The organism is Xanthomonas citri pv. citri (genome assembly GCF_000961215.1).
Taxonomy (GTDB): domain Bacteria; phylum Pseudomonadota; class Gammaproteobacteria; order Xanthomonadales; family Xanthomonadaceae; genus Xanthomonas; species Xanthomonas cissicola.
On sequence record NZ_CP008998.1, the window covers coordinates 4,386,170 to 4,401,911 of the forward strand.

Consider the following 15,742-nt stretch of genomic DNA (forward strand, 5'->3'; position numbering starts at 1 on the left):
CAAGGTGTCCCACGGTGCGCCAGGTCAATCTTTTCCGCGCGTGATGGGCGCAGGCTTGGTGTTGGCAATACGCGCCGGCACGCGGTGGTCTTGCGCTGCCACGTCCCGCTGCTCGCGCGCCGGGCAGGTGCCAGCTGCGCCTGACCGGCCAGCATCCCGTCCCGTGGCCCCTGTGCCGGCACTACCGTACCCGACCAGGCGTTAGGAGAAACCTGTGGAAGCGCTGCTGCTGTCCCGTATCCAGTTCGCCTTCGTCATTTCGTTCCATGTGTTGTTTCCGGCCTTCACCATTGGCCTGGCGAACCTGCTCGGTTTTCTGGAATGGCGGTGGCTGCGCACGCACGACGAGACCTGGAAGCGGCTGTACTTTTTCTGGTTGCGCATTTTTGCGGTGTCGTTCGGCATGGGTGTGGTCAGCGGCATCGTCATGGCCTTCCAGTTCGGCGCCAACTGGCCCGAGCTGAGCCGCATTGCCGGTAGTGTGATCGGCCCGTTGCTGAGCTATGAGGTGCTTACTGCGTTCTTCCTGGAAGCCAGCTTCCTGGGGGTGATGCTGTTCGGCTGGGGCCGGGTGTCCGAACGCCTGCATTTCTTCGCCACCTGCATGGTGGCGATCGGCACGCTGGTGTCCACGTTCTGGATCTTGTCGTCCAACAGCTGGCTGCACACCCCGCGTGGCTACACGATGGTCAACGGCATCGTGCAACCGGTCAGCTGGCTGCAGATCATCTTCAACCCGTCGTTTCCGTATCGCCTGGCCCATATGGCGCTGGGTTCGTTCATCACCACCTGCTTCGTGGTTGGCGGCGTCGGCGCTTACTACCTGCGCAAAGGGCTGCATGTGGATGCCGGCGCCCGCATGTTGCGCTTGTCGGTGGCATTTGCCGCCATCGTGCTACCGATCCAGATACTGGTGGGCGACCAGCACGGGCTCAACACGTTGGAACATCAGCCGCTCAAAGTCGCCGCGATGGAGGCGCACTGGCACAGCGAAGGCCATGGCGCCGGCGTGCCCTTGGTGGTGTTTGCGCTGCCCAATGCAGAGGCCGAGCGCAACGACTATGAGGTGGCCATCCCGCGCCTGGGTAGCCTGATCCTGACCCACAGCGCAGACGGCGACATTACGCCGCTGACGTCGGTGCCGCCCGATCAACGGCCGCCGGTGGCGCCGGTATTCTTCGCCTTCCGCATCATGGTGGGTCTGGGGATGACGATGTTGTTGCTGGCGTGGATCTCGGCCATTGCATGGTGGCGTGGCCGCCTGCATGCCAGGCCGCTGATCCTGGCATGGAACCTCATGCTGCCGGCGGGATTGATGGCGCTGGTGGCCGGCTGGTTCGTCACCGAGATCGGGCGCCAGCCGTGGGTGGTGTACGGGCTGCTGCGTACTGCCGACGCGGTGGGCCCGCAATCGACTGCGACAGTGGCGGTATCGCTGCTGGTGTATTTGCTGGGCTACGCATTCGTGTTCGGCTTCGGCATCTTTTATCTGACCAAGCTGGTACGCGCCGGGCCGCAACCCAGCCGCGACGGGCCGGATGTGGCCGGTGGCGACCACACGCCGGCACGCCCGCTGTCTGCAGCACAGACGTCACTGGAACAGGAGAACACGCCATGGAACTGAGTTACTGGTTGCCGGTGGTGTGGTTTGGCGTGATCGGTTTCGGCGTGCTGATGTACGTGGTGCTGGACGGCTTCGTGCTCGGGCTGGGCATGCTGGCGCCGTTCGCGCGCGACGAACAGGAAGTGGACCTGATGATGAACACCGCCGCGCCCATCTGGGACGGCAACGAAACCTGGCTGGTGCTTGGCGGCGCCGGTCTGTTCGCTGCGTTTCCCACGGCGTATGCGGTGATCCTGTCCGGCCTGTACCTACCGGTGCTGTTGATGGTGATGGCGCTGGTGTTTCGTGGGGTGGCGTTCGAATTCCGTTTCAAGGCACAGCGCTCGCGGCGGCTGTGGACCTTGTCGTTCATTGCCGGCTCGATCCTGACCGCGTTCGCGCAAGGCATCATCCTCGGCGCGCTGGTGGAAGGCATGCCGCTTACCAATGGGCGCTATACCGGCGGCGTGTTCGGCTGGTTCAGCCCGTTCACCATCCTCACCGGTGCTGCGCTGGTATTCGGTTATGCACTGCTTGGCAGCACCTGGTTGATCCTCAAGACCGATGGGCGCACCCACACCTTGGCGCGGCAGCTGACCAAGCCGCTGGTGGGCGTGGTGGTGACCTTCGTCGTGCTGGTCAGCGCGTGGCTGCCGTTCCTGAGCTCGCATGTGATGGCGCGTTGGTTCGAGCACGGCAATTTCTGGTGGCTGTCGCCGATTCCGCTGATGACCGCAGGCGTAGCGCTTGCGCTATGGCGCAGCAGCGACAGCTCGCGCAGCGACGCATGGCCCTTCCTGTTGACCCTGGCGATCTTCGTGTTGGGCTTCATTGGCCTGGTGTTGGGCATGTGGCCGTATCTGGTGCCGCCGAGTTACACTATCTGGCAGGCGGCCTCGCCGCCCTCTTCGCAGATCTTCCCGATGGTGGGCCTGGTGGTACTGCTGCCGCTGGTGCTCGGCTATACGGTGTGGTCGTACCGTGTGTTCCGCGGCAAGATCGCCGCCGATGTGGGCTATCACCATCACCACTAGGCGATAGTGCGGCGCGCATGCGATATGCCGTGCGTTGAGACACATGCATCCAGGCAAACGAACAGCGCCCGCGTGGCGGGCGCTCCAGCGATGCTAGCGGCTTGCTTCAGCGTTTTTCCGATCCGTCCGGCCGTTCGTAGTCGTGTTCGGGATCGGCCTTGTTGACGTCAGGATCATCGTCGGGCATGTCGTGCACCTTCCATTCGACATCCTCGTTGCGACGCTCCTGCGGCGTAAACGGCTTTTTCTGGTCGTCTTCCGGGCCCCAAGGCTTTTTCGGTTCGCTGCCCATGCTCATCTCCTGCGTGGTCGTCATCACCCAACGCTAGGCGCGCAGGCATTGCGGGGTGGTGAACGAAGCCCGGTGGTTGCGTGAAGTGCGTAGCTGGCGACTCACTCTCACAGTGGAGCGCGCAGGCCCGGCTTCGCACGCCTCGCCACCTCGCAAACGGCTCAAGCCGCTTCACCCGCCAGTCTGCGAATGCGGCGCCTCGACCGGCTTGGACTGCGGCGAATCCTTCTGCCGCAACCAGATGGTCAGGACCACCAGCGAGAACACCGCCAGGAACTCGCTCTGCCAGTTCTGCATCGATTCGAACCAGAACGATGCGCTGGTGAAATGCTCCAGCACCGTGATCGGTGGCAAGCCCTTCTGCGCACGTTCCGTCACCTCCAGCCGCCAACTGCCGACCAGGTGCAGCGCAAAGCTCATCAGGAATAGCGCCGCGAACGCGATTGCCAGGGAGTGGTCGTACAGCCGTCTCCATACCCCGCCGGCACGTACCGGCCAGGGCGTGGGTCCAGATTTGATCTCAACGGTTTCTTCCGTGGGATCGAGCGGGCGCGATTCGGCAGAGCCCACCTGACGCAACTTCACGGTGAGCAGCACGTACATCCCCATCTGCAGGAATTCGCTCTCCCAGTTTTCGAACAATGCAGACATGAAATGCGGGCTGTGCAGATACGCAGACAGCAGCAGCGTCGGCTGCCCCTGCTCGCGCAACTCATCGTTGTACGCGTGCAATCCGGCATAGACCTGGCAACCGATGAAGAAGATAGTCAACGCAAGCAGACACAACGACAGCCCATTACGACGCAAGAACATGGATGACCTCCTGGCGATGCGCGCAGTATCGAGCGTCCTCGGCAAAACCGCATGAAGTTTGCGTGCAGCCGCGCTGTTCTGCATGCCACCGCATTGCCGGTGTACTGCCTGCCGCGCACAGGGCGCGATCGGCAACACACGCCATGCGCACATCGTTTAGCCCGGATATTTACGTTTGCGTCACCACACTGGCGTGCAACCAACAAAGTCACTGCCAGGAGACCACGATGCCCGTACCCAACTATCCACGCCCGCCCTTCAAGCCACAGAAGCAAAGCTTTCCCGGCCGCACCGAGAAGATGGATCCGCGCCCGGACCATGGCGAAGACAGCTACGTAGGCCACGGCCAGTTGAAAGGCAAGCGTGCACTGATTACCGGTGGCGACAGCGGCATCGGCGCTGCGGTTGCCATTGCCTATGCACGCGAAGGCGCGGATGTGGCGATTGCCTTTCTTCCCGATGAGCAGGAAGACGCCGCGCGCATTGGCGCCTTGATCGAAAAGGCCGGCGTCAAGGCGCTGCTGGTGGGATGCGACATCAGCGACCCGAGCCAGGCAGCGGCCTTGGTCGACAAAGTCAACAGCACCCTGGGCGGCCTGGATATTCTGGTCAATAACGCCGGTTACCAGAAGTACTTCGAGACCTTCGAGGACATCACCCTGGACGAATGGCGCAAGACCTTCGACACCAACGTGCATGCGGCCTTCAATCTGGTACGCCTGTCGGTGCCGCTCATGACCGACGGCGGCTCCATCATCAACACCGCCTCGGTGCAGTCGAAGAAACCTACGCCCAACATTCTGCCCTACGCCGCGACCAAGGGCGCGCTGGCCAACCTCACCATCGGCCTGGCCGGTGTGCTGGCGGAGAAGAACATCCGCGTCAACGCGGTGCTGCCGGGCCCGATCTGGACACCCTTCATTCCCTCCGGCATGGACGAAGAATCGGTGGAAAACTTCGGCGGGCAGACCCCCATGGGGCGCCCGGGTCAGCCGGTCGAGCTGGCATCGGCGTATGTCATGCTTGCGGCCGACACGGCCAGTTACACCTCGGGCACCTTGCTGACCATCTCTGGCGGCGCGGTCACGCTGTAACGCTGTCGCATTGTTGCCGGGCCCGCGTCGCTGATCGAGCGACGCGGGCTTTTTATTGGGCCACTTCTTTTGTGGATTCTCGGCGCGCATTAGCGCACGCCACGTCGCGCTCGCTTGCCGTGCAGTCACTCGGGCGCATTGCCACAGCGCGCAAAACGCACAGCCGAAGTGAGCTTCCGGTCAACGTTGCGCTCGCGTGGCACACACCCCTTCCTGCGGTTGCGCTCACGGTCGGCCTCCTACCGTAGATGACGTTGGAACGTGATGCACGACCCCTCTTCGAAACAGTGCTGCCCGCCACGCCTGCGTGGCGCAGGTGCAAACCCACTGCTGGCGTGACGACATCACCCCACGCGCATCGAAGCATACGACGTGATGCATCCGCGCCATCGGCAGGCCAGCGCAGTAGCGCCCCTATAAGGCAGACGACAATGAGAATTCTGGTCACCGGCGGCACCGGCTATATCGGCTCGCACACCTGCGTGGAACTGGCGCAGCGTGGGCACGAAGTGTGCATTGTCGATAATTTGAGCAACTCCTCCGAACGCGTGCTCGACCATCTGCAGCATCTGATGGGATTTCGCCCGGAGTTTCATCGCATGGATGTGCGTGCGCCCGAGCTTGCCGATTTACTGATCGGCAAGCGCATCGACGCCGTCCTGCATTTTGCCGCGCTCAAGGCCGTTGGCGAATCGGTGCGCGAGCCGCTGCTGTACTTCAACAACAATGTCACCGGCACGCTGGCGCTGCTGCGCGCGATGCGGACTGCCAAGGTGTGCAACCTGGTATTCAGTTCTTCGGCCACCGTGTATGGCGACGCCAACCGCAGCCCGATCGACGAAAGCGCGCCACTGAAGGCGATCAACCCCTACGGGCGCACCAAGCTGATGATGGAAGAAATGATCGGCGACCTCAGCGCCGCCTGGCCGGATTTCAACGCGGCGTTGCTGCGCTACTTCAACCCGGTGGGTGCGCACCCGAGCGGATATCTGGGCGAAGACCCGCGAGGAGTACCGAACAACCTGATGCCCTACATCGCACAGGTGGCAGTGGGGCGTCGCGAGGCACTGCAGGTTTTCGGCGACGACTATCCGACCGACGACGGCACCGGCGTGCGCGACTATCTGCATGTGATGGATCTGGCGCGCGCACATGTGGACGCCATCGATTACCTGCAGCGCCAGCGCAAGGGCTTGGTGGTCAATCTGGGCACCGGGCGTGGCTACAGCGTGCGCGAGGTGGCGGCCGCGTTCGCGCGCGCCAGTGGCAGGCGCATTCCGCTGAGCATCGCGCCGCGTCGCGATGGCGATGTGGCGGTGTACTTCGCCAGCACCGCGCTGGCCAACCGGCTGCTGGGCTGGACCGCGGAATACGACCTGGACCGCATGTGTCGCGACACCTGGCGTTGGCAGTCGATGTATCCGGATGGCTATGCCGGTTCGCGTTTGCCGCGCCCGCGCACCGCGGCGGCCGTGCCAGAGCGCGAAGGTGCGCGCGAGCTGCCGGCACCAGCGCCCCGGCTATCGCCCGGCCCGGACACGCGCCGTCGCAGCGAGCCGGTAAGCACGCTCGTGGTCGCCACTGGCTTTTCCCGCGTGTAATACGCAACGACCCGTTTCTTTCCTACGAGGGCATTCCATGAGTTGGGCTGGTCAGTTCCAATACGCGATCGGCAAGACCCGCCGCGCGGTTCCATCCGACAGTACGCCGCGGTTCGATCCCGCGCGGCCCACGCTGTTGTGTCTGTCGCATCTGCGCTGGAGTTTTGTCTATCAGCGCCCGCAGCACCTGATGTCGCGCTTTGCACGCGATGCCAATGTGCTGTTCTGGGAAGAGCCCATCGCCTGCGATGCAGCCGAGCCCTGGTTGGAGGTGCGTGGCGAAGAGCACGGCGTGCACGTCTTGGTGCCGCGCCTGCCCGCCGGGTGTGAGGGCGAGGATGCCGTGCAGGTGCAACGCCGCTTGCTGGATGGCTACCTGGCCGAGCTGGGCGTACGCGACTTGTTGCTGTGGTACTACGCGCCGATGAGCCAGAGCTTCAGTGCGCATCTGCCTGCGCGCATGGTCATCTACGACTGCATGGACGAGCTGTCGGCCTTTCGTGGTGCGCCGCCGGAGCTGGTGCAACGCGAGCGTGCACTGCTGCAGCGCGCCGATGTGGTCTTCACCGGCGGTTACAGCATTTGGGAGGCTAAACGCGCGTTGCACGCCAACGCGCACGCATTCCCGAGCAGCGTGGACGTGGCGCATTTTGCCGCCGCGCGCTTGCCGCAGCAGGAGCCTGACGACCAGGCCGGCATCGCGCACCCGCGGCTGGGCTTCTACGGTGTCATCGACGAGCGATTCGATGTCCAGCTGCTACGCGCGATCGCGACGCAGCGGCCGCACTGGCAATTGGTGATGATTGGCCCGGTGGTCAAGATCGCCCCCTCCGAGCTGCCGCAGGCCGCCAACATCCACTATTTGGGTGGCAAGACTTACGACGAACTGCCTGCTTATCTCTCCGGGTGGGAGGTGGCGTTGATGCCGTTTGCGATGAATGCCTCCACGCGCTTCATCAGCCCGACCAAGACGCCCGAATACCTCGCTGGCGGCTGCCCGGTGGTGTCCACGCCCATCCACGATGTGGTGCGCACCTATGGCGACACCGGCGTGGTGCGCATTGCCGCGACCGCCGATGCGTTCGTGGCTGCCTGCGAAGCGGCACTGCAGGACAGTGCCGATCGCGCACAGTTGCTCGACCGCGCCGATGGCGTGCTGGGCGATATGTCCTGGGACCACACCTACGATTTGATGAAGGAGACGCTTTCTTGGACCCAATGACCCCGCCGGCCGCGGCGCCGCTTGCCGCCCGTCGCACGCGCGGCAACGCGCGGCGCGGTTTCGATTACCTCATCGTCGGCGCCGGGTTTGCCGGCAGCGTGTTGGCCGAACGGTTGGCCGCCGGCCTCGGCAAGCGTGTGCTGGTGGTCGACCGTCGCCCGCATATCGGCGGCAATGCCTACGATTTCCATGACGATGCCGGCGTGCTGATCCATCGTTATGGTCCGCACATCTTCCATACCAATGCGCAGCGCATCGTGGATTACCTCTCCAGCTTCACCCAGTGGCGTCCGTATGCGCACCGCGTGCTTGCGCAAGTTGGCGAGCAGCAGGTGCCGATCCCGATCAACATGACCACGTTGAACCGGCTGTACGGCCTGCAACTGGCCACCGAAGAACAGGCCGCAGCGTTCCTGGCCGGCCGCGCCGAGCCGGTGGCGGACATCCAGACCAGCGAAGATGTGGTGATCAATCAGGTGGGCCGCGAGCTCTACCAAACCTTCTTCCGCGGTTATACGCGCAAGCAGTGGGGGCTGGATCCCTCGCAGCTGGACAAGTCGGTGACCTCGCGCGTGCCGACCCGCACCAACGACGACGACCGCTACTTCACCGACACCTTCCAGCAGATGCCGCTGCACGGCTATACGCGCATGTTCGAGCGCATGCTCGATCACCCCAACATCAAGGTGATGCTCAATACCGAGTACCGCGAGATCTGCGACGAGCTGGAGTACGACCAGCTGGTATACAGCGGGCCGGTGGACGAATATTTCGACTACTGCTACGGCAAGCTGCCGTACCGCTCGCTCAGGTTCGAACACAGCACGCTGGACCAGGAGCACTTCCAGGCGGTGGCCACGGTCAATTATCCGGACGAAGCGGTGGCCTACACGCGTATTACCGAATACAAGCACCTCACCGGCCAGCAACATCCGAGTACCAGCATCACCCGCGAGTATCCTTCGGCCGAGGGCGACCCGTATTATCCGATTCCACGCGCGGAGAATGCCGAGCTGTATCGGCGTTACGAACGCCTGGCGGCCGAGACGCCCAAGGTCACCTTCCTTGGCCGGCTGGGCACCTACAAGTACTACAACATGGATCAGGTGGTCGGCCAGGCACTGGCCTTGTACAAGCGCATCGAAGACGCCGAACAGCGTCGCGCCGAGCTGGCGGTCTGACAACGCACGCCCCGCCCTGCAGCGCCGTCGCTGCAGGGCAGTTATCGACGCATCGCTGCAACCCAGCGGCGCGCGCAGCAGGATGTTGGATGCATACCCCCACACTGTTCGAGAGTTTTTTCATGGCGGGATTCGAGTGTTCGACCCACCGCCGCCGCGATGGGCGCAGGCTCGATCTGATTGCCGCCACCAGGCACGACCGCTGGGCCGCCAAGGACTATGCGGCGTTGTCGGCGCATGGCCTGCGCACCGCGCGCGATGGCCTGCGCTGGCATCTGATCGAGCAACGCCCCGGGCGTTACGACTGGTCCAGCTTCCTGCCGATGCTGCACGCGGCCAACAGCACAGGCACTCAGGTGATCTGGGACCTGTGCCATTACGGCTGGCCGGACGGTGTGGACATCTGGACCCCGCAGTTCGTCGACCGCTTCGCGCGCTTTGCCGCCGCCGCCGCGCAGTGCGTCAAGGACGCCTCCGACGCGGTGCCGTTCTACGCGCCGCTCAACGAGATCTCGTTCTGGGCATGGAATGGCGGCGATCACGCGCGCATGCATCCGCTGGCGCGCGGGCGCGGTTTCGAGCTCAAGCATCAGTTGGTGCGCGCCACCATTGCCGCGATCGACGCGATACGCCAGGTGGATCCGCGCGCGCGCTTCCTGCAAGTGGACCCAGCGATCCATGTGGTGCCGTCCAACGACCGGCCCGGCCCGCGTCGCGAAGCCGAACGCCTGCGGCTGGCGCAGTTCGAAGCCTGGGACATGATCTGCGGCAAGCAGTGGCCCGGACTCGGCGGTGCGCCGGAGTATCTGGACATCATCGGCCTCAACTACTACTCCGATAATCAATGGTATCTGGGCGGCGTGCCGATCCTGCGCAACTCGCCCGACCACCGCCCGTTCTCGAGCATCATGCTGGAATTCTGGCAGCGCTACCGCCGCCCGATGATCGTCTCCGAAACCGGTGCCGAAGCCGATCAACGCGCACCCTGGCTCGATCATGTCGGCAGCGAGGTTGCGCTGGCCCTGCAGCACGGCGTGGCGATGGAAGGCATCTGTCTGTATCCGGTGCTTGACTACCCCGGTTGGGACAACAACCGGCATTGCCCCACCGGCGTGCTCGGCTATGCGGACGAGCACGGCGAACGACCGTTGCATGCAGGCCTGGCCGATCAACTGCGCCACGAGCACGACCGTTTCGGTCTGCGCGCACCGCAGTTCGCGCTGGCCGACATCGCCCCGTGAGTACGTCCGCCCATTCCGCCTTGTTGCCGGATACGCCAGCGCGGTTTCTCTGGCACTACGTTGGCCAACGACCGTGGCATTTCAGTGGCTTGCTGCTCCTGATCGTAGGCGCAGCCGGCTGCGCGGTGTCGGTGCAATACGGCATGAAGATGCTGGTGGACGCGATGGCCACCGAGCAACGCAGCCAGGCCAACGTGTGGCTGCCGCTAGGCCTGTTCATCAGCCTGATCGCGGTGGAAAACCTGCTGTGGCGACTGGGCGGCTGGCTGGGCTGCCGGACCGTGGTGGCCAGTGTGGTGGATATCCGCGTGGATCTGTTCCGCCACCTCACCGGCCACCCGATGCGCTACTTCACCGAGCATTTTGCCGGTGCGCTGGGCAACCGCATCACCGCGCTCGGCAGTGCCGCCGGGCAGATCTTCGGTGGATTGGCGTGGAAGATCGTGCCGCCCATCGTGGATTTCATCGGCGCCATCGTGCTGCTGTTGACGGTGGACTGGCGCATGGCCGCCACGCTGGTCGGCTTCATTGCGATCGTGGCGGCCATCATCACCAGCTTCGGCATCCGCGGCCGCGCCAAGCATCAACGCTTTGCCGCGCAGGCCGCCCGGGTGGGTGGCGAGTTGGTGGATGCGGTTTCCAACGTGTGGACGATCAAGGCATTCGCCGCGCGCGATCGCGAAAGCGCGCGGCTGGCCGAACAGATCGGTCACGAGGCCGTGGCGCATCGGCGCAGCTGGATGTACGTGGAAAAGGCGCGGGTGATTCACGACATCTGCCTGTCGCTGATGGCCGGCGGCATGCTGATCTGGGCCATCAGCATGTGGCGCTCCGGAGCGGTGAGTGCAGGCGATGTGGTGTTGGTCAGTGCGCTGACCTTCCGCATCCTGCATGGCTCGCGCGATCTGGCGCTGACCCTGGTGGACACCACCCAGCAACTGGGTGCCATTGCCGACACCTTGCAGATCATTCTGCAACCGCACGCCATCGTCGATGCGGACGTGCCGCTGGCATTGGCCGAAGGCGATGTGCGTTTCGAAGACGTGCGTTTTGCCTATCCCGAGCGCGCTGCGGTGCTGGAGGGATTGAACCTGCATATTCCGGCCGGCCAGAAGGTGGGCATCGTGGGTCCGTCCGGTGCCGGCAAGTCCACCTTGATTGCGCTGATCCAGCGCCTGGACGATGTGGAATCCGGGCGCGTGCTGATCGACGGGCAGGACATTCGCGGGGTCAGCCAGGACAGCCTGCGCGAAAAAATTGCGGTGGTGCCGCAGGAAACGGCGTTGTTCAATCGCAGCATCGGCGACAACATCCGCTACGGACGTCCCGATGCCAGCGATGTCGAGGTGCACGAAGCGGCGCGGCATGCATTCTGCGATGGCTTCATCCGGCAATTGCCTGAAGGCTACGACACCCAGGTGGGCGAGCGCGGGGTGATGTTATCGGGCGGACAACGACAACGGCTGGGGATTGCCCGCGCCTTTCTCAAGGACGCGCCGATCCTGATTCTGGATGAGGCCACCTCGGCACTGGACACCGAATCGGAAGCCGAAATTCAGGCTGCGCTGGATCACCTGATGCGCGAACGCACCGTGTTGGCGGTCGCCCATCGCCTGTCCACGGTGATTGGTTTCGATCGCATCGTGGTGCTGCAGGACGGCCGCGTGGTCGAAGACGGCAGCCCTGCAGAACTGCGCGGCAGTGGTGGCGTGTTCGATAGTTTGTGGCAGCGGCAGGCGGCCGGGTTCGAGACTGCAACCGACGCACTGTGAGGCGACTACGCGGAGAAGCGCTGGTTGCCTTGCGCGCTGCGTGGCGAGGCACATCAAGCCTACAGCCGACCAATACAACGTGGATGGCGTGAGACGCGCTGTCGGCCCTAAAAGCAATCCACGTTTCGCAATCGCTGGCGCAGAAAACAGGCAACGTTCGCTGCCTGTTTACGTCCTGCAGGACGCCTCAATGCGGTGGTCGATAGTCGCGTAGTTTGGTCGTCACGTTGCCAACCTCCTGCACCGCGCGCTTGATGTCGTCTTCGGGCATTCCCAGTTCGCGCGCCCAGTACTGCAACTCCCATTCCTCGTTGATGCTCACATTGTGCATGTCGGTGGGTTGACGATTTGCATCCTGTGGTTCGCCCATGGCGATCTCCCGTGTAGGACAACGGGTGGCCGGCTGCGACTCCGGCGGCTCGCACGCTTGCCAGAGCCGCAGTATCGACGCGTTGCCTGGCGACCTGCGGTCAGTGGGGCCGGCCCTGCTTGGCGCGCAGCGCCTTTGCATGTTCCAGATGCTCGGCAATGGTGTCGCGTGCGCGCTGCAACTCTTTGCCCAGGTCGCTGGAGCCCGGCTCGCTGCTCAGCTGTGTGTCGAGCAGGGCCAACGCCTGCTCGTGGCTGTCCACGCTGGCTTGCAGATAGTGCGATTCAAACTGCTGCCCATGCAGCTCCTGCAGGCGCTTGCGCATGCCTTCGGCGCCCGCTCCGGCAGCCTGACCAAGCGTACCGTTGCGATCCGGCGCAAACCGGCTGAGATCCGTCAACGCGGCGCTGTGGGCCTCGTCCATCTTGCGTGCGAATGCCAGCACCTCTCCTTCCACACCCTTGACCACCGCCAGCTGCGCAAGCGTGCGCTCGTTTTCGTTGAACACTGCCAACGCACCAAGCGCCTGCTTGCGGTCGCGGGCATCGCCCACGCTGTCGCGCAATGGGTCGCCGTGAGGCGGCGTGCTACCGACCACCGTGGGTGTGGTGCTCCGTGGATCCTGTGGATCGCTCGCCTGCCCCTGCCGACGCTGCCAGGCCTTGTACGCCACATAGCCCACCGCCCCAGCGGTCACCATCTTGAAAAGTCCCATTGCTGTCTCCTGTTGATTGCGATCTTGCATCGCATCTGGCGGTCATTGATTGTTGGGTTCGCATGGATTGCGCAAGCCGCATGCCCTGCGTCCCAGCGCGTCGTATGAGCCTGCGAGCGGGGCGGTTATCCAGACGTGACCTGCGCATCAACGCGGCGTCGGCGATCGAGCGCGTCCACACCGCGCCTACGTCATGTGCTGACGGGCTTAACACCGCTGCACCAACACTGATAGTGCGCTGCCGCGTCCCGATGCCCACAGGAGACAAAGATGCTTGCCCTCAACTACCACGGCTCACGCGATGTACGAGTGGAAACCGTGCCCGGTCCACTCTTGGTCGAACGCGACGACCTGATCCTGCGCGTCACCGCCACGGCCATCTGTGGCTCTGACCTGCATCTGTATCGCGGCAAGATTCCCGACCTGCGCCCCGGCGACATTCTCGGCCACGAATTCATGGGCATCGTGGAAGAGGTCGGCCCGGACGTCACGGCGGTCAAGCCGGGCGACCGGGTCGTGATTCCGTTCGTGGTCGCGTGTGGACGCTGTTTCCACTGCGTGCTGCAGGAATTTTCCGCGTGCGAAACCACCAATACCGGCAAGGGCGCGGCGCTCAATCACAAGGACATGCGCCCGCCCGCCGCGCTGTTCGGCTTCAGCCATTTGTACGGCGGATTGTCCGGCGGCCAGGCCGAATACGTGCGCGTGCCCAAGGCCAATGTCGGCCCACTGGCGGTGCCCGATGCCTTGCACGATGAGCAGGTCTTGTTCTTGTCCGACATTCTGCCGACCGGGTATCAAGCCGTCGTCAACGCAGGCGTCAAACAGGGCTCGACCGTTGCCATCTTCGGTGCCGGCCCGGTTGGTCTGATGGCCGCGGCGTGCTGCCGCATGTTGGGCGCAGAGCGCGTCTTCATGGTCGACCGGCACGCGTACCGGCTCGATTTTGCGTCCAGGACCTATGGTGTGATCCCGATCAATTTCGACGAGGTCGACGATCCGGCCGACGTGATCGTCTCGCAAACCAATGGCCGGGGCGTCGATGCCAGCATCGAGGCAGTCGGCTTCGAGGCCGAAGGCAGCGCCATCGAAACCGCACTGACCAACCTGAAGCTGGAAGGCAGCAGCGGCGTGGCGATCCGCCAGTGCATCGCCGCAACCCGTCGCTGCGGTGTGGTGAGCGTGCCCGGCGTATATGCAGGCTTCATCCACGCCTTCATGTTTGGCGATGCGTTCGACAAGGGCTTGACCTTCAAGATGGGCCAGACGCATGTGCAAAAGCACATGCCGCACTTGCTGGAATGCATCGGCAATGGTCAGCTCAAGCCAAGCGCGATCATCTCGCACCGCATGTCGTTGGCTGATGCAGCGCGTGGCTATGACCTGTTCGACAAGAAACAGGACGATTGCCGCAAGGTTGTGCTCACGCCTTGAATGCATGAGTGACGCATACGCAGACGGCGCGATCTCGGCCGCGCCGTCTGCGTTTTGTACAGCCGTTGAGCGCTGGGAAGCAGACTCAGTCCAGTGGCTTGGCCGGCACGAACGGGGACACGGGGTCGCTGGCCGGGAAAGTTTCTTCCACCGCTTCGTCCTGCAGCGCGTCCTGCTTTTTCTTGTCGTGCTGCGCTTGGTCGTGCTGCTCTTGGTCGTGGTGTTCGGCTTGGTCGTGCGCAGAGGGAATCTGGTTGGACGTGCTCATGTGTTTTCCTGCGGCGTGATGCGAGCCACTACGCTACGGTGCGCCGCGTTGGCACAGGTGAAAAACGTCTTCGCACATCAACGACAAAGGCAACGTCCGTGCCGCACTGTGCATGGTGGCGGGCCACCCGGCGCATTTGGTGTGGTTTCGCATTCTTGCCCGATGCGGCGCAACCAGAGGTCCTCTCGATCGCGCGCGGCGCCGTGGCGTGACCTGTGCTTGCACAGATGAGGTCACGCAGCTGCAGCAACCAGCAGTGTCGGCGAACTCGGCATCCCACAACCCGCGCAGTTGCGTTTGCACCGTCGCAGCCATGCGACGACGCGCCATGGGTTCACATCGGTGCCCGCCCAGGGTGTATGGTGCATGGGCGGCCGGAATCCGGTGTCGCCCTCATTTCATCTGGCCCTTTCCATCGACAATCTCTGCGAACGCTGCGACGCCGTCTGCTGCCGGCTCACCGTCATGGTCGATCCATCCGACCGTATCCCACACCATCTCACCAGCGTGACGCCGCAAGGCTGGCATGTGATGGCGCGCGACGAGGAAGGCTGGTGCGTGGCCATCGACGCTGCGCGCATGTGTTGCTCGATCTACGAGACGCGACCGGCGATCTGCCGGCGTTTCGTCATGTCCGGCCCGTATTGCCGCGACGTACGTGCCACCTACGACGATCAACGCCGCCGGGGCATTCCCTTGACGCTGTACAACGCATGAGGATGTGCGATGCATCATTCCCGCCGCCAATCGATGACCGTCAGTAACCAGCTGGGCAAGCCGCGATTGTCCGAACAGCGACTGGCCGCCGATCTGCAAGCGTTTCAGCAATCCGGCGGCGCAATCGAGCGCCTGGGCGACACACCGCTACGTCGCGAAAAAAAGCGTGGTGCGGTGGAAGCTGCGCCAGCCGCTGCAGTTGCACCGGCCGCCGCAGCCAAGGCCGAGTAAACCCGCGACGGCAACAGGCGTCTTGCGCCTGCCGTGTCAGTGACAGCCTCTGCAACATGCCGATTGCAGCGCGACGCCTGCGGGGCGTTCACCGCGAGCGCATCGCACTGTGCAGCGGCCGTCTCGCCCAGTGGAGCCCTTGTCATGCAGGGGC

General features: G+C 63.9%; 16 protein-coding genes. 11 read left to right on the forward strand and 5 right to left on the reverse strand.

Going from position 1 to position 15,742, the window contains the following annotated elements; all coding sequences use genetic code 11:
• Window positions 1–214: 214 nt before the first annotated feature.
• Both AMD14_RS19280 and cydB read left to right on the forward strand, forming a co-directional pair.
• Window positions 215–1,624 carry a cytochrome ubiquinol oxidase subunit I gene (locus AMD14_RS19280; protein WP_011052482.1) on the forward strand — a complete coding sequence of 470 codons (1,410 nt, stop codon included), beginning with the start codon at window positions 215–217 and terminating at the stop codon, window positions 1,622–1,624.
• Window positions 1,615–2,637: a cytochrome d ubiquinol oxidase subunit II gene (cydB, locus tag AMD14_RS19285; protein WP_003490041.1), complete on the forward strand. Its 1,023-nt coding sequence runs from the start codon at window positions 1,615–1,617 to the stop codon at window positions 2,635–2,637. The genes AMD14_RS19280 and cydB overlap by 10 nt, the downstream gene beginning before the upstream one ends.
• 106 nt (window positions 2,638–2,743) lie before the next feature.
• On the opposite strand, the gene AMD14_RS19290 is transcribed toward cydB, so the two are convergent.
• Together AMD14_RS19290 and AMD14_RS19295 are read right to left on the reverse strand one after the other, a co-directional pair.
• Window positions 2,744–2,953, reverse strand: coding sequence for a hypothetical protein (locus AMD14_RS19290; RefSeq protein ID WP_005926675.1), 210 nt, complete (start codon window positions 2,951–2,953; stop codon window positions 2,744–2,746).
• A 147-nt stretch (window positions 2,954–3,100) separates the two neighbouring features.
• Window positions 3,101–3,742: a DUF6766 family protein gene (locus tag AMD14_RS19295; RefSeq protein WP_005911294.1), complete on the reverse strand. Its 642-nt coding sequence runs from the start codon at window positions 3,740–3,742 to the stop codon at window positions 3,101–3,103.
• Window positions 3,743–3,969: 227 nt separating this feature from the next.
• Here AMD14_RS19295 and AMD14_RS19300 point away from each other — a divergent pair, with 227 nt between their 5' ends.
• The 6 genes from AMD14_RS19300 (at window position 3,970) to AMD14_RS19325 (ending at window position 11,853) form a co-directional block, all read left to right on the forward strand.
• On the forward strand, window positions 3,970–4,836 hold the full coding sequence (locus tag AMD14_RS19300; protein ID WP_015463646.1) for an SDR family oxidoreductase: 867 nt from the start codon (window positions 3,970–3,972) through the stop codon (window positions 4,834–4,836).
• A 431-nt stretch (window positions 4,837–5,267) separates the two neighbouring features.
• The gene (gene galE, locus AMD14_RS19305; protein ID WP_005911297.1) at window positions 5,268–6,437 is read left to right on the forward strand and encodes a UDP-glucose 4-epimerase GalE; all 1,170 of its coding nucleotides are present in this window, start codon (window positions 5,268–5,270) and stop codon (window positions 6,435–6,437) included.
• Window positions 6,438–6,474: 37 nt separating this feature from the next.
• Complete coding sequence (locus AMD14_RS19310) at window positions 6,475–7,659, forward strand: glycosyltransferase family 1 protein (protein WP_011052485.1); 1,185 nt, start codon at window positions 6,475–6,477, stop codon at window positions 7,657–7,659.
• A complete protein-coding gene (gene glf / locus AMD14_RS19315; protein ID WP_015463647.1) occupies window positions 7,656–8,840 on the forward strand; it encodes a UDP-galactopyranose mutase in 1,185 nt (394 codons plus the stop codon). Before AMD14_RS19310 ends, glf begins: the two co-directional genes overlap by 4 nt.
• 89 nt (window positions 8,841–8,929) lie before the next feature.
• The gene (locus tag AMD14_RS19320) at window positions 8,930–10,081 is read left to right on the forward strand and encodes a glycoside hydrolase family 1 protein (protein WP_011052487.1); all 1,152 of its coding nucleotides are present in this window, start codon (window positions 8,930–8,932) and stop codon (window positions 10,079–10,081) included.
• Window positions 10,078–11,853 carry an ABC transporter ATP-binding protein gene (locus AMD14_RS19325; protein ID WP_011052488.1) on the forward strand — a complete coding sequence of 592 codons (1,776 nt, stop codon included), beginning with the start codon at window positions 10,078–10,080 and terminating at the stop codon, window positions 11,851–11,853. The genes AMD14_RS19320 and AMD14_RS19325 overlap by 4 nt, the downstream gene beginning before the upstream one ends.
• 187 nt (window positions 11,854–12,040) lie before the next feature.
• On the opposite strand, the gene AMD14_RS19330 is transcribed toward AMD14_RS19325, so the two are convergent.
• Window positions 12,041–12,223 carry a DUF3606 domain-containing protein gene (locus AMD14_RS19330; protein WP_011052489.1) on the reverse strand — a complete coding sequence of 61 codons (183 nt, stop codon included), beginning with the start codon at window positions 12,221–12,223 and terminating at the stop codon, window positions 12,041–12,043.
• A 100-nt stretch (window positions 12,224–12,323) separates the two neighbouring features.
• Entirely contained in the window at window positions 12,324–12,938 is a 615-nt protein-coding gene (locus AMD14_RS19335) for a DUF4142 domain-containing protein (protein ID WP_011052490.1), read from the reverse strand.
• A 270-nt stretch (window positions 12,939–13,208) separates the two neighbouring features.
• Here AMD14_RS19335 and AMD14_RS19340 point away from each other — a divergent pair, with 270 nt between their 5' ends.
• Window positions 13,209–14,372 (forward strand): zinc-dependent alcohol dehydrogenase, encoded by a 1,164-nt coding sequence (locus AMD14_RS19340; protein WP_011052491.1) that lies wholly within the window; start codon window positions 13,209–13,211, stop codon window positions 14,370–14,372.
• An 85-nt stretch (window positions 14,373–14,457) separates the two neighbouring features.
• Here the strand turns inward: AMD14_RS19340 and AMD14_RS19345 are convergent, their stop codons facing one another.
• Window positions 14,458–14,640, reverse strand: a complete 183-nt coding sequence (locus tag AMD14_RS19345) for a hypothetical protein (protein WP_005931999.1) — start codon at window positions 14,638–14,640, stop codon at window positions 14,458–14,460.
• 291 nt (window positions 14,641–14,931) lie between these two features.
• Between AMD14_RS19345 and AMD14_RS19350 the strand changes: the two genes are divergently transcribed.
• Entirely contained in the window at window positions 14,932–15,357 is a 426-nt protein-coding gene (locus AMD14_RS19350) for a YkgJ family cysteine cluster protein (RefSeq protein ID WP_162010801.1), read from the forward strand.
• Window positions 15,358–15,390: 33 nt separating this feature from the next.
• Window positions 15,391–15,588 carry a hypothetical protein gene (locus AMD14_RS19355; RefSeq protein WP_016849558.1) on the forward strand — a complete coding sequence of 66 codons (198 nt, stop codon included), beginning with the start codon at window positions 15,391–15,393 and terminating at the stop codon, window positions 15,586–15,588.
• Window positions 15,589–15,742 lie beyond the last annotated feature (154 nt).

Excerpts from the sequence above, each read along its gene's own strand:
- cydB (WP_003490041.1), top strand. The coding sequence starts at position 1,615 with ATGGAACTGAGTTACTGGTTGCCGGTGGTGTGGTTTGGCGTGATCGGT.
- AMD14_RS19290 (WP_005926675.1), bottom strand. The coding sequence starts at position 2,953 with ATGACGACCACGCAGGAGATGAGCATGGGCAGCGAACCGAAAAAGCCT.
- AMD14_RS19295 (WP_005911294.1), bottom strand. The coding sequence starts at position 3,742 with ATGTTCTTGCGTCGTAATGGGCTGTCGTTGTGTCTGCTTGCGTTGACT.
- AMD14_RS19300 (WP_015463646.1), top strand. The coding sequence starts at position 3,970 with ATGCCCGTACCCAACTATCCACGCCCGCCCTTCAAGCCACAGAAGCAA.
- galE (WP_005911297.1), top strand. The coding sequence starts at position 5,268 with ATGAGAATTCTGGTCACCGGCGGCACCGGCTATATCGGCTCGCACACC.
- AMD14_RS19310 (WP_011052485.1), top strand. The coding sequence starts at position 6,475 with ATGAGTTGGGCTGGTCAGTTCCAATACGCGATCGGCAAGACCCGCCGC.
- glf (WP_015463647.1), top strand. The coding sequence starts at position 7,656 with ATGACCCCGCCGGCCGCGGCGCCGCTTGCCGCCCGTCGCACGCGCGGC.
- AMD14_RS19320 (WP_011052487.1), top strand. The coding sequence starts at position 8,930 with ATGCATACCCCCACACTGTTCGAGAGTTTTTTCATGGCGGGATTCGAG.
- AMD14_RS19330 (WP_011052489.1), bottom strand. The coding sequence starts at position 12,223 with ATGGGCGAACCACAGGATGCAAATCGTCAACCCACCGACATGCACAAT.
- AMD14_RS19335 (WP_011052490.1), bottom strand. The coding sequence starts at position 12,938 with ATGGGACTTTTCAAGATGGTGACCGCTGGGGCGGTGGGCTATGTGGCG.
- AMD14_RS19340 (WP_011052491.1), top strand. The coding sequence starts at position 13,209 with ATGCTTGCCCTCAACTACCACGGCTCACGCGATGTACGAGTGGAAACC.
- AMD14_RS19345 (WP_005931999.1), bottom strand. The coding sequence starts at position 14,640 with ATGAGCACGTCCAACCAGATTCCCTCTGCGCACGACCAAGCCGAACAC.
- AMD14_RS19355 (WP_016849558.1), top strand. The coding sequence starts at position 15,391 with ATGACCGTCAGTAACCAGCTGGGCAAGCCGCGATTGTCCGAACAGCGA.